General features: G+C 67.6%; 11 protein-coding genes and 2 CRISPR repeat arrays. Of the genes, 8 read left to right on the forward strand and 3 right to left on the reverse strand.

Annotated elements, in window-relative coordinates:
- Positions 1–6: 6 nt before the first annotated feature.
- Positions 7–498, reverse strand: a complete 492-nt coding sequence (locus KIP79_RS12560) for a GntR family transcriptional regulator (protein WP_214104939.1) — start codon at positions 496–498, stop codon at positions 7–9.
- Between the two features lie 100 nt (positions 499–598).
- On the reverse strand, positions 599–1,135 hold the full coding sequence (locus KIP79_RS12565) for a GntR family transcriptional regulator (protein WP_214104940.1): 537 nt from the start codon (positions 1,133–1,135) through the stop codon (positions 599–601).
- A 173-nt stretch (positions 1,136–1,308) separates the two neighbouring features.
- On the opposite strand from KIP79_RS12565, the gene KIP79_RS12570 reads away from it, so the two are divergent.
- Positions 1,309–1,866, forward strand: a complete 558-nt coding sequence (locus tag KIP79_RS12570; protein WP_214104941.1) for a LemA family protein — start codon at positions 1,309–1,311, stop codon at positions 1,864–1,866.
- Position 1,867: 1 nt separating this feature from the next.
- A complete protein-coding gene (locus KIP79_RS12575) occupies positions 1,868–3,340 on the forward strand; it encodes a DUF2207 family protein (protein ID WP_214104942.1) in 1,473 nt (490 codons plus the stop codon).
- A gap of 98 nt (positions 3,341–3,438) precedes the next feature.
- Positions 3,439–4,328: a CRISPR direct-repeat array (repeat unit 30 nt; unit sequence GTTGCGACCCCTCGTAGGGGCGATGAGGAC).
- A gap of 232 nt (positions 4,329–4,560) precedes the next feature.
- Here the strand turns inward: KIP79_RS12575 and KIP79_RS12580 are convergent.
- Positions 4,561–5,811, reverse strand: coding sequence for an alpha/beta hydrolase (locus KIP79_RS12580; protein ID WP_214104943.1), 1,251 nt, complete (start codon positions 5,809–5,811; stop codon positions 4,561–4,563).
- Positions 5,812–5,948: 137 nt separating this feature from the next.
- On the opposite strand from KIP79_RS12580, the gene KIP79_RS12585 reads away from it, so the two are divergent.
- From KIP79_RS12585 to cas5, 6 genes are all read left to right on the forward strand, one after another.
- Positions 5,949–6,644 carry an AzlC family ABC transporter permease gene (locus KIP79_RS12585; protein WP_214104944.1) on the forward strand — a complete coding sequence of 232 codons (696 nt, stop codon included), beginning with the start codon at positions 5,949–5,951 and terminating at the stop codon, positions 6,642–6,644.
- A gap of 1 nt (position 6,645) precedes the next feature.
- Positions 6,646–6,969, forward strand: coding sequence for an AzlD domain-containing protein (locus tag KIP79_RS12590; protein ID WP_214104945.1), 324 nt, complete (start codon positions 6,646–6,648; stop codon positions 6,967–6,969).
- A 44-nt stretch (positions 6,970–7,013) separates the two neighbouring features.
- Positions 7,014–7,770: a CRISPR direct-repeat array (repeat unit 30 nt; unit sequence GTTGCGACCCCTCTCAGGGGCGATGAGGAC).
- A 288-nt stretch (positions 7,771–8,058) separates the two neighbouring features.
- On the forward strand, positions 8,059–8,787 hold the full coding sequence (locus KIP79_RS12595) for a CRISPR-associated endoribonuclease Cas6 (protein ID WP_214104946.1): 729 nt from the start codon (positions 8,059–8,061) through the stop codon (positions 8,785–8,787).
- Positions 8,784–10,202 carry a hypothetical protein gene (locus KIP79_RS12600; RefSeq protein ID WP_214104947.1) on the forward strand — a complete coding sequence of 473 codons (1,419 nt, stop codon included), beginning with the start codon at positions 8,784–8,786 and terminating at the stop codon, positions 10,200–10,202. The genes KIP79_RS12595 and KIP79_RS12600 overlap by 4 nt, the downstream gene beginning before the upstream one ends.
- The gene (gene cas7i / locus KIP79_RS12605; RefSeq protein WP_214104948.1) at positions 10,203–11,237 is read left to right on the forward strand and encodes a type I-B CRISPR-associated protein Cas7/Cst2/DevR; all 1,035 of its coding nucleotides are present in this window, start codon (positions 10,203–10,205) and stop codon (positions 11,235–11,237) included. It abuts the gene before it with no gap.
- Positions 11,234–11,908, forward strand: a complete 675-nt coding sequence (gene cas5, locus KIP79_RS12610; RefSeq protein WP_214104949.1) for a CRISPR-associated protein Cas5 — start codon at positions 11,234–11,236, stop codon at positions 11,906–11,908. Before cas7i ends, cas5 begins: the two co-directional genes overlap by 4 nt.
- Position 11,909: the final 1 nt, after the last annotated feature.

The raw sequence follows: 11,909 nt of genomic DNA on the forward strand, positions 1-11,909 counted from the left end.
CCCTGCTCAATCTCCAGGCTGCTGTGGCCAGTTTTCGGGTTCGGAGACGTACGTGCCCCTTCGGCCGACGGTGTAGACCCAGCCCTGTTCCCGGAGGAGCTTCACGGCTTCGCGTACCGTCCCTTTGACGGCCTTAAAACGCAGGGTGAGGTCGCTCTCGCTCGGTATGGGCCGGGTAGGGCGGTAGGCGCCCTCCTTGATTTCTTCCGCCAGCTTGGCCGCGATTTCGCGGAACTTGGAGTCGGGTTTGATGACCTGGCGAGGCGCGTCAGGCGGGCCGACGAACGTGCCCACGCCTCGAAGGGTGTAGATGAGCCCGTCCCTGCGCAGCGCTTTCAGTACGTTCCGTGCGGTATCCCGGGAGATACCGAGATCGGCCTTCAAGGCATTCTCACTCGGTACCAAAGAACCAGGCGGCAGCTCTCCGGAAGTGATCCGCTCTCGGATCTCATTCGCTATCAGTTGATATCTATGCGAAGTTCCCTGTCGGTCCGGCACGTCGGCACCGTAGGAGAGGGCCTCCGCGCCCTCCCGATGCCATACATCCAGGTGGATGAGCGGGTAGCGGCACGGGTCTACGCAGGTGATGGCTGGTCGGTTACTGCTCCTGCGGCCAGTCTTCAGGTGGGGAGACGAAGGTGCCCTCGTGGGCGACGGTGTAGACCCAGCCCTGTTCCCGTAGCAGTTCCATCGCCTCGCGTACCGTGCCTGTTGCGACTTCGAAACGCTGGACGAGGTGGATCTCGCTCGGCAGGGGATTCGCCGGGCGGAAGACGCCGTCCTTGATTTCTTTCGCCAGGTCGGCCGCGATTTTGCGGAACTTGGAGTCGAGCTTGATGACCTGGCGTGGCGCGTCAGGTGGGCCGACGAATGTGCCTACGCCTCGAAGGGTGTAGATGAGCTCTTCTTCGAGCAGCAGGTTCAGTACGTTCCGAGCCGTATCCCGGGAGATGCTGAAATTGTCCGTGAGTGCATTCTCACTCGGCACCAAGGATCCGGGCGGCAGCTCTCCGGAGGCGATTTGCCCTCGGATGATCTCTGCTATCTGCTCATACAGATATGGATTTCCATGTCGGTCCGGCACGTCGGCAAAATAGGAGAGGCCCTCCACGCCCCTGTCATGCCATACATCCATATGGATGAGGGTTCCCCCGCCGACGTGGTTAGCCGCTGCCGTGGCCAGTCATCGGGCGGGGGCGCGCGGCAGGTGCGGGTGAACCCGGCGGTGCAAGTGCCGTGCAAGTACATGCCGGTAAAGCTGGGATCGAACGCTCTACTGTCATATGTGACTTGAGCCGAGGAGCCCCCATGATCTCCGCCATCGTCCTCACCTTCATCGCTTTCGCAGTACTCGTCGCAGTCCTGTTCGTCGCGACGTACAACGGCCTGGTCCGCAAGCGCAACGGCGTCGACAACGCCTGGGCGCAGGTGGACGTCCAGCTGAAACGGCGCCACGACCTCGTCCCCAACCTGGTGGAGACCGTCAAGGGATATGCCGCGCACGAGCGGGGAGCGCTGGAGGCCGTGGTCGCGGCCCGAGCCCGTGCCGTCGGCGCGAGCACCCCGCAGGAGCACGCGGCGGCGGAGAACCTGCTGACCGGCGCCCTCAAGAACCTGTTCGCGCTGGCCGAGGCGTACCCGGATCTGAAGGCCAGCCGGAACTTCAGTGAACTCGCCGAGGAACTGGCGGTGACCGAGAACCGGATCGCCTATGCCCGGCAGTACTACAACGACGCCGTCCTGACGTACAACAACGCGGTCGAGACCATTCCGGCCAACCTCGTCGCGGGGATCGCCGGGTTCAGCCGGCGCGAGTACTTCCAGGCTCCGGACGAGGAGCGCGGACCGGTACAGGTCCGGTTCTGACATGGTTCCGTGGCTTGCCACGGCCGTCGCCATCGGCCTGTGGCTCCTGCTTCTGCTCGCGCTGGCCCACGCCACCCGCAACCCGGACGTCGCCCCCGGACCGGCCACCGCCGAACTGGCCGATGAGCCTCCCGCGGTCGTCGACCTCATCACCGGAGGATGGCGGCTGTGTGACGAGGCGTCCTCCGCCACCCTGCTCGATCTCGCCGCCAGAGGTGTGGTCGGAATCGAGGAGGTCGGCCCCGAACTGTCCCTGGTACGGCTCCGCCGGGATCCCGGCAACCTGCGGCCGTACGAGAAACTCGTCTACGACCACGTACGTGCCCTGGCGGTCGACGGCGTGGTGGCGACCGGGGCCCTCGCCGAGGGAACCCGCGACCTCCGCCGCTGGTGGCGGAGCTTCCGGCGGAAGGTGATCGCCGATGCGCGGTCGCGGGGCCTGTCACAGGCCCGCTGGAGCCGGGCGCAGGCCATGCTGCTCACCGCGGCGGCCGTGGTGCCCGCGGCGGCGGCCGGTATCGCTACCGCGGTCTCCGACCCTGAATCAGACGCGGGGATGGGCGCGGCCATCGTGGTGTTCTTCCTGCTCGTCGCCCTGATGGGCCGCTTGAACGGCGAGCGCGGCACCGCGCTGGGCGCCCAACGCGCCGGGCACTGGCTGGGGGTCCGCGAACACTTCTCCGGTGGCCGCTTCGCCGAGCAGTCGGCCGCCTCGGTGACAATCTGGGGCCGCCATCTGGCGTACGCGGCCGTGCTGGGCCTGGCGCCACGCGCGGTGGCCGGACTGCCCGTCAGCACCCCGGCCGACGATCGCCGCGCCTGGTCCGACTACGGCGGCATGTGGCACGTCGTGAACGTCCGCTACCCGTCGCGACTCCTGTGGGGCCGTCCGGTAGGGGCCACAATCCTGCGCGGACTGGCCGCAGGCGCGTTCACCGGGTTCTGGACATGGATAGCGCTCCTTGTCGCCTCGGCCTTCGACGTCTGGCCCTCGGGGCTGGTATCGCCCGGTGCATGGACCGTCGGCCTCGCGGTGGCCGCGCTTCCCGTGACCTACGCCCTCATCGACCTTGCCACCGGGGAACGAACCGAGGGCCAGGTGGTACGGCTCCGTCAAGTCCAGACCGGTTCAGCGGGCGAAGGCAACGCCAAGTACATCCACTGGTGCGCGATCGACGAGGGCCGCGACCGGAACATCAAAGCCTTCGGAATCCGCGAACAGGACTGGCAACAACTCACCGAAGGCGACCAAATCCGCGTCCGCCTCGGCCGCAGACTCGGCTGGATTCACGAGATCGTGAACCGCATCCCGTCCCGTCCCCGTAACACCGGTTACGACGACACCGGCGAGTACAGGGCACAGGCCCCGATGAACCTGGGAGAAGTACCCCTCTTCGACCAGCCGAACAGGCACGATCGGTGGCCCGGGAACAGCTGGGACAACCCTGGGCGCGGTCCGGCTCACCCAGCTTGAACCAACCAGACGATGCAGACCACCCGAACTACCCGGCAAGGAGATCCCGTCGTCCTAGTGAGCAGCAGCCATCATGACGATTCCCACCGTGCAGGCACGTTGCGACCCCTCGTAGGGGCGATGAGGACCGCGGCCTCCACCGCGCACGCCGGACACCCCGGAGGTTGCGACCCCTCGTAGGGGCGATGAGGACTGTGGAAGCAGAAGCAGCCCGGGATGATGTACCTGTTGCGACCCCTCGTAGGGGCGATGAGGACCTGTGCGCACCGAGGCGACCCGGCCCCGGACCGTGGCGTTGCGACCCCTCGTAGGGGCGATGAGGACCGGAGGGCACGCCGGAGTACGCGCACATTGCCGCGTTGCGACCCCTCGTAGGGGCGATGAGGACGAGCACCCGGGGCTGCTGCGCCCGGGTCAACATCTGGTAGTTGCGACCCCTCGTAGGGGCGATGAGGACGCGGCACCTCACCGAGTGCCCCGTCTACGGCAGCCGGTTGCGACCCCTCGTAGGGGCGATGAGGACTGCAAGAGCAGGCGGCCGTCTGGACTCGACCGCCAACGTTGCGACCCCTCGTAGGGGCGATGAGGACAGGGCACCGGCGTCCTGCTCGGCGCCTCCGACTGCGAGGCGTTGCGACCCCTCGTAGGGGCGATGAGGACCCCCGCCACCCCGGGCAGCAGCGAGGAAGCCGTGTTGCGACCCCTCGTAGGGGCGATGAGGACCCCCACCATCCCGAGGAACTCCCCGACATGCGCAAGGTTGCGACCCCTCGTAGGGGCGATGAGGACCCGGGATCGACGACTGGATGGTGCTGTTAGCCAGGTTGCGACCCCTCGTAGGGGCGATGAGGACAGGGGCTGCGCGACCGGATCAACGCGGTGCTCACGTACGTGTTGCGACCCCTCGTAGGGGCGATGAGGACCTGAAGGAGCAGGAGCGGGAGGCGAAGAAGCACGCGTTGCGACCCCTCGTAGGGGCGATGAGGACCCCAATGTAAAGACACAGGTCAGAGCAGGTCTTGTCGGCGGTTTGGGGCCAGGTTTTGCAGTGAACCTCCGGTTGTGCAGAAGACCCGGGAGGTTTGCTGCAAAATCATGATCAAAACGGGATGGGCTGGGTCACAGGATATCGGTGAGGCTGACACGTCGGCATCGGAAGAGAGGTACTCCGTCGCCCACGCCGTACATCCATATAGACGATCCATGACTAGGTGGCGTTCTCACCGCTGTGGCCGCTCGGGGTCTCGCAGGAACTGGTCAACCTCGGTGAGGAAGCGCGGCCAGGCCGGGTCCTGGGCGGGTAGAAGGTGATTGGCGGTGTCCAGGGGGACCAGGCGGCTGCCGGGGATCAAGGTCGCGAGCAGCCGGGACTGGTCGAAGAGGTTGTCGGGTTCGCGGCGGCCGCAGAGGATCAAGGTTGGGCAGGTGACCTTCGGGGCCAGGGCGGTGACGTCGATGTCGGCGAACTCGTTGACGAAGCGCCAGGCGTTCTGGGGGGATGTGGAACGTTGTTGTAGTTCGTCGAAGTCGCGCCACTGTTCCTGGGTGCCCTCGGGGAGGAAGCGGGACACGAACACCTGGCGGTAGGCGGGGTCGAGACGGCCCCAGCCGAGGCGGACCAGGTCGATGCGGGCTTCGGTGAGTTCCTGGTCCTCGGGTGTGGCGGCGCGTTTGCGGCGGCCCTGGGCGTACGTGCCGAGCAGGATCAGGTGGCTGACCCTTTCCGGATGCCGTACGGCGTAGGCGATGGCCACCGGGCCGCCCTGGGAGATGCCGAGTAGGGGGAAACGGTCGAGCCCAGCCGCGTCAACCACCGTCGACAGGTCTTCGACCCAGTCCTGGAAGGCGAACCTGTCGATGTTCCAGTCGGACAGGCCGCAGCCGCGCTCGTCGTAGCGGAGGAGGCGGAAGCGCTGTGACAGCTCGACCAGCCAGTGCCGCCAGACCGGGCTTTCCCAGTCGTAGTCGAGGTGGCTGAGCCAGTTGGCGGCTTTGACCAGGGGCGGGCCGGAGCCGATTGTGGCGTAGGCGAGGCGGGTGCCGTCGGTGGCGGCGCAGAACCTGATCTGCTGAGCAGGGGGCCTGGCGGATTCGGCCGAAACCACCGAATCTCCCGAAACGACCGAGCGTGCCTGGACTGCTGGATCGGCCGGGACCTTCGGTAGTTCAGTGACGTCGCCGACGAACTGGTAGCCGCGGCCGTGCACCGTACGGATGAGCCGCTGGTCGCGGCCGTTGTCGCCGATCGCCTGCCGGGCGGTCTTGACCCGGCTGGTCAGCGCCGACTCGGAGACGAAACGGCTGCCCCAGACCGTGTCCAGGAGCTCATCCTTGAGCACCACCCGGTCACGATGCCTGATGAGGGTGACGAGCAGGTCGAACACCTGCCGTTCCACCGGCTGGGCCACCCCGGCCACGCGGAGCTCGTACCTGTCGAGATCCAGCTCCCGGTCGCCGAAGCTGAAGATCAAACGTGCTCCTCTTCCGGGCCGCCGACCACCATCCAGGTGCTCCAGGTTTTCTCCATTGTTCCTCCAAGTCCGAACCGGCCGCCACCGGCACCGTGGTGATCCGATGCAGACCCGACAGGAGCACGACGGAGGACACCATGATCAGCCTGACCGCCCAGCGTCGCGACATCGTCGCCGGCGCCCGGGCCATGGGACCGTGGCTGTTCAGCATCGCGCCCTTCGGCTTCGCGATCGGCGTCGCCGGCGCGGGAGCCGACCTACCGGTTCCGGCGGCCCTCCTCGCCGGAGTGCTGATCTTCGCCGGCAGCGCCCAGCTGGCCACGATCGACCTGTTGAGCCAAGGCGCTGCCCCGCTTGTCGTCATCGGCACCGCGCTGTTCATCAACATCCGGCTGGTGTTCTACTCCGCCGCCGTGGCGCCGCACTGGCGAGGCACCCCTTGGTGGTGGCGGCTGATCGCCGCGTACGCGCTGGTCGACCCAACCTTCGCGGTGGGCGCCGACCGGTACGAGCACCCCGGCGACCGTCGCTCCGCACACGCCCACTACCTGGGCGGCGCGGCCCTGCTCTGGATCGCCTGGTGCGCCGCCATCGCCACCGGCGCGTTCGCCGCCGCCCGCCTGCCGGGCTGGCTGCACCTGGAGTTCATCGGCCCGCTCTACCTCATCGGCGCGGTAGTGCCGAGGCTGCGATCACGCCCGGCACGCGCCGCCGCGCTCTGCGCCGCGTCGGTGGCCGCGACCACCACGGGCCTTCCCCTCCACCTCGGGGTGTCCATGGCGATCGCCGCCGGGATCGCCATGGCGTACGCAAATGACTCAAAGGAGAAATGAGATGACCGCACCCTGGCTTGTCATACTCGCCGTGGGGCTGGGCAGCTACGCCTTCCGGATCAGCTTCGTCATGCTCGCCGACCAGGTCATCCTGCCCGACCGCCTGGAACGGGCGACCGGCTTCGTCGCCCCAGCGGCATTCACTGCACTGGCCACCACCAGCGTGATCGCCACCTGCGCCCAGAGCCCCCTCACCTCGGCCATACCACCCCTACTCGCCGTGACGGCGGCCGTGGCCGCCGTCACCCGCACCGGATCGCCCCGCACCGCCCTACTGGCCGGAATGCCCGTCCTCTGGCTGGCCTCCTACCTGCTCACTGTCTGAGCCTTCGAGGGGCGAGGCGCCGCCTACCCCGCCGCGAAGTGCGCGTTGCGGCCCCTCGCAGGGGCGATGAGGACCACGCCTGACGCCTTTCTCGCGGCACCGATGGCGTGCGGTTGCGACCCCTCGTAGGGGTGATGAGGACAGGGTCACCGTGCCCTTGCCCCAAAAACCTCATCAGGTTGCGACCCCTCGTAGGGACGATGAGGACCGGCGTAGCCACCTGCAAAGACACCTGGTCGTCACTGAGGTTGCGACCCCTCGTAGGGACGATGAGGACCCGTCCGTTCCGCGCGATCGGCCATCCGCCGTAGTTGCGACCCCTCGTAGGGGCGATGAGGACGGGCGTGAGCGCTCAGGGCATGTGGCAGTTCGCCGGGTTGCGACCCCTCTCAGGGGCGATGAGGACGGGCGTGAGCGCTCAGGGCATGTGGCAGTTCGCCGGGTTGCGACCCCTCTCAGGGGCGATGAGGACCACCCCAATGGCATTCGCCCGAGCGGCAGTCTCCGCAGTGTTGCGACCCCTCTCAGGGGCGATGAGGACCGCTGGACGCGTCGGATGACGCCATGCGTCACGGTTGCGACCCCTCTCAGGGGCGATGAGGACGCGGGGAGTCCGGCCCCGGCGCGCGGCCGATGCACCGTTGCGACCCCTCTCAGGGGCGATGAGGACCTCAGAACAGGACGTGGAAGGAGACCGTCCAACAGCGTTGCGACCCCTCTCAGGGGCGATGAGGACCTGCGCTCGCCGCGCTTCGGGTAGTCCTCGATGACGTTGCGACCCCTCTCAGGGGCGATGAGGACCCAAAGGTAAAGCCGCAGGTGAACTCAAGCAAGGTTCACGCTTTGGGCTGCCTTTTTGCAGTGAACCTCCGGTTGTGCAGAAAACCCGGGAGGTCTGCTGCAAAAAGCATGATCATCAGCTACTCCTTGCCTCCTTGGGAGGAGCGTAGCTCGATTGTCTGCGCATGATCTCCCTCATTGAGGATCTGTGGCTACTCACCAGCCCTGACCTGCGCGAGGAGCAATCCGTTCGGGTCGTGCTTGCCGTCGTCCATCTGTATTGGGTGAAGCACGAGCACGGGAGGAAGCGTGAGGTTACGGATAGAGGTCACCACGGGGGCCAGTGAGCTTGCATGGGCGAAGGTGTTGGCGCCCGGCCGTGCTCTGGCGTACGACCTGCTTGCGCGGGAGGCGCCGGAATTGGGGCAGCGGCTGCACGCCCAGGGGGCGGGGCCGTACGGCATGGTTCCGCTGGGGTATGGGGCTCCGGTGTTTCCGCAGGCCGTGCGGCGGCGTGGCGCGTACGCGGTGGGTGGGAGGGGTTGGGTTGAGCTGGGGAGCCCTCTCTTCGAGGTGATGGCCGCTTTTACACAGGGGATCAAGCAGCGGGAACTGCTCGATTGGGGCGGCGCCGCGTTCCGCGTTCTGCAGGTCAGAGTCGTCGAACCCCCGGCGTACGCATCCGGGCGAGGGCGCTTCCGTACCAGCACTCCGGTGGTTATGAAGGGGGCCGGTCAGGACCAGTCGGGCCAGCGGACCACGCGGCAAGCGTGGCTGCTGCCGACTGACCGGGAGTTCCCCGTGTTCTTTCAGCGGAATCTTCGGCGTAAGGCGGAGAGTCTGGGGCTGGATCCGGATGTGTCGCTCACGGAGATCTCCTGGGTGGGGGCCAAGCGTTCCTTCGCTGTAGCGCAGGGGGCGAAGCCGGGAGCGCCCATCGAGGTCGAGTTGGCGGGTCCTCCGGAGACCCTTCAGGCCATCTGGAGCTGGGGGCTCGGGCAGGCCAACGCCGCCGGCTTCGGCTGGGTCACGGCGTGAGCGAGGACGATCAGGATGAGGGGTTGCTCGTCGCGTTGAGCGCGCACCCGTTGCAGCGGGTCGGTGCGTACGCGCTGGCGGCTCTTGCCAGGACAACCACGCCGGAAGGTCTGTCCGCCGAAGGGTTCCGAGACGCCGTCGGCACAATCACGGAGCATGCGATAACGGCGGCCCTGGTCCGCGACACCAAGAGTGAGCGCGGTTTCTGGCTCAAGGCCAGCCTGTCGTTCTTCCCAAACTCAAAGATGAATCATCACACCAATGCAAGAAGGGAGGACGAGGAGATTCGCGCCGCCGTACGGCTGTGGCGTCGCGAGCCGGAGTACGGCGCCAGGCCAGGAGTGGCGTGTGTGCTGTGCGGACGGGCAGCCGTCGGCTTCTTCGGCAAGGTCGACGTGCCGCTGGCCGAAAGCGACCTCTATCGGAACAACACCCCACGGGGACACCTGGGGATGGCGTTGTGCTGGCCGTGTTTGTGCAGCTTCTACGCCCTCCCGTACGGCTGCCGCCTCACGGGAGGCCCGTCGATCGCCCTGCACAGCTGGGACGAGCGTTTCATGGCACGGACCGTGTCACGCCGGGTGGAGCGCAACCGCCAACTGATCGCCCTCGGCCTCCCAGACTCCCGCGCCATCCGCGCGAAGGAGGTCGTGGCCCTACAGGCGCTCCGCGACCACGAGGACCGGCTGACGGCGGGCGTGGAACTGCTCGTCTTCAGCAACAACAACCGGGGCCAGACGCTGGAGATCCAGTCCATGGACCAGCCACTCGCCGAGTGGCTGCGCCGCTCGGCACGGCAGCCGTCGCGGCGGCGTGGTTTCCCCGCGTTGCTGCGCGCTCATTCGACGCCGGACCGGCCCGGCGTCGTGAATCTCGCCCGGAACGCGTTCCGATCCCCGGAGCTGATCGCTGGGGCCTGCGCCCGCTACCTGGCCAAGCGGCTCGATCAAGGGGTGGTCGGCGCCGACGCAGCCGACCTGGCCGAGCTGTCCTTCTCCCTAGTGACCGAGGTGATGCGGATGAACCAGAACGAGGTCGACGAGATCAGGTCGGCCGGGGCGCAGGTGGCGGCCTGGTTGGCGGCGGAGAACTCCGCGGGGAAGCTCCGCGAGTTCAACGCCACGCTCAAGGAGCAGAAGCGCATGCGGCACTGGCTGATGCGCCGCAACATCGACACCCTGCTCGCTCCGGTCCCTGGGGTGGACGGCCCGCTGATCACGGACGACCAGTTCCGGCTGCTCTTCGATCCCGAGGTCGAGCAGGCGTGGTTTCACCGGCAGTTGCTGGTCGTGTCGGTCGTACGGCGGCTGCACGAACTGGGCTTCACACCCGCCGACCGGGCGCAGGTGGCCGCCGATCTGGCAGCCGAGGACAACGACGAGGACGTCGCGTTCATGAAAGGCGAGGAGTCGTAGATGAGCTACCTGGTGGGAAAGATCGTCCTGGATGTGGTGGCCGGGGCGCCCAACAACGGGCTGGGCGAGGACAACGTCGCCCGGGTGAAGCAGCTTCGGATCGGCCGGGACGTCCACCCCTACGTCTCCGCCCAGGCGTTCCGCCGCTGGCTACGCGAATCGCTGCCCGCCTCCGAGCCGATGTCGCCGGTCATCCGGTCCGGTAGCGGCCAGAAGCAGCAGGCGTACACGAAGGGCCGGCCGGATCTCTACCTCGACGACGACCTGTTCGGGTACATGGTGGCCGTCAAGGGTGACAAGGCGAAGACCTGCCAAAGGGACACGGTGCTCGCCACAGGAACCTTCGTGTCGGTCGCGCCGCGTCCGCCCGTACGGGATTTCGGCACGATGAGCCGGGGTTTCGCGGCCGGTGAGAATCCGGTCCTGCACGGGCACGAGTTCTACAGCGCGGAGCTGGCCGGGGACGTGCTGCTGGACCTGCCCCGGATCGGCGTCTTCGAGATCGACGGCAGCGGCCTGAAGGTGGCGCTGCCCGAGCCCGCCGCCAAGGAGGCACGAGACGGCGGTGCCGAGCAGGTCACCTTCCGAGGCTGTACGGCGCTGCGTCTGGGCCTCGGGGAACGGCGACGTCGCGCCGCGCTGCTGCTGCGCACGCTCGCGGCGGTACGCGGTGGCGCCAAGCAGTCGATGCACTACGGCGACCGCACCCCCGCGCTGGTCCTGCTCGCTCCCCTCAAAGGCGGTGTCAACCCGTTCACCCGGGTGCTCGGGGTCCGGAGCGACCAGGTGCGATTCGATCCCACGGTCCTGCGTACCGAGATGGCCGCCTGGGCGGACGAACTGGACGGGCCGGTGCTGCTCGGCTGGGCGCCCGGTTTCCTCGGAGACCAGCGGGACCGTACCCGTTCCGAGCTGGCCGACCTGATCGAGTCCGGCAGCCTGGTCATCGATCATCCGCGGATTCTGCTCGGCGGTCTGGCGGACCAGATAGAGCGTGGTGAGCGGGACGCGTGGTTCGAGGACCCGAAGGCATGACGACAGTCCGAGCCGCGGTGGAGGCGCTTGAAGTCACGGTCACCGCGCCGGTCGTCTCCTTTCGCAACCCCCTCTACGCCGGGGTGCAGGTGGCGCTGCCCTGCCCGCCGCCCTCCACCGTGGGCGGCATGCTGGCCGCTGCGGCCGGGGGCTGGGACAGAGTCTCTCCCGAGACGCGATTCGCCATGGCGTTCCACGCTTCCGGCGTCGGCGTCGACCTGGAGACCTACCATCCGCTGGACGCCACCGGTAAGAAGGCGGATCCCACCCCTCGGGAACGCGAATTCCTGGCTCACGTCACGCTGACGGTGTGGCTCACCCAGGACGTGGAGCTGTGGGAGCGAAGGCTACGCAGGCCCGTCTGGCCGCTGCGCCTGGGCCGAAGCCAGGACCTGGTATGGGTCACCACCCGACGGGTGACGGTACGGCCTGGCCCCGGACGGCAGGGCGCGGCCGTACTTCCCGAGGAGACCGAAGTCCGGCCTTCAGGGGTTCTGCTGCGGTTGCCGACCGCGGTTTCGCTGGACCGGCAGCGCACCCGGTGGGACGGCTACTACTTCGACGCCTCAGGACGGAGCGACACCATCGTGGAGGCCTGCTGGGTGAACGACCAAGGCCAAGTGGTCGCCCAGTTGCCGCCGACCCATCCAGCGCGGCTGGCGGAGGGCTGAT

The sequence above is a fragment of the Acrocarpospora catenulata genome, from assembly GCF_018476525.1.
Lineage (GTDB): Bacteria > Actinomycetota > Actinomycetes > Streptosporangiales > Streptosporangiaceae > Acrocarpospora > Acrocarpospora catenulata.

Coding starts and splice junctions, on each gene's coding strand:
- KIP79_RS12565 (WP_214104940.1), bottom strand. CDS start 1,135: ATGGATGTATGGCATGACAGGGGCGTGGAGGGCCTCTCCTATTTTGCC.
- KIP79_RS12570 (WP_214104941.1), top strand. CDS start 1,309: ATGATCTCCGCCATCGTCCTCACCTTCATCGCTTTCGCAGTACTCGTC.
- KIP79_RS12575 (WP_214104942.1), top strand. CDS start 1,868: ATGGTTCCGTGGCTTGCCACGGCCGTCGCCATCGGCCTGTGGCTCCTG.
- KIP79_RS12585 (WP_214104944.1), top strand. CDS start 5,949: ATGATCAGCCTGACCGCCCAGCGTCGCGACATCGTCGCCGGCGCCCGG.
- KIP79_RS12590 (WP_214104945.1), top strand. CDS start 6,646: ATGACCGCACCCTGGCTTGTCATACTCGCCGTGGGGCTGGGCAGCTAC.
- cas7i (WP_214104948.1), top strand. CDS start 10,203: ATGAGCTACCTGGTGGGAAAGATCGTCCTGGATGTGGTGGCCGGGGCG.
- cas5 (WP_214104949.1), top strand. CDS start 11,234: ATGACGACAGTCCGAGCCGCGGTGGAGGCGCTTGAAGTCACGGTCACC.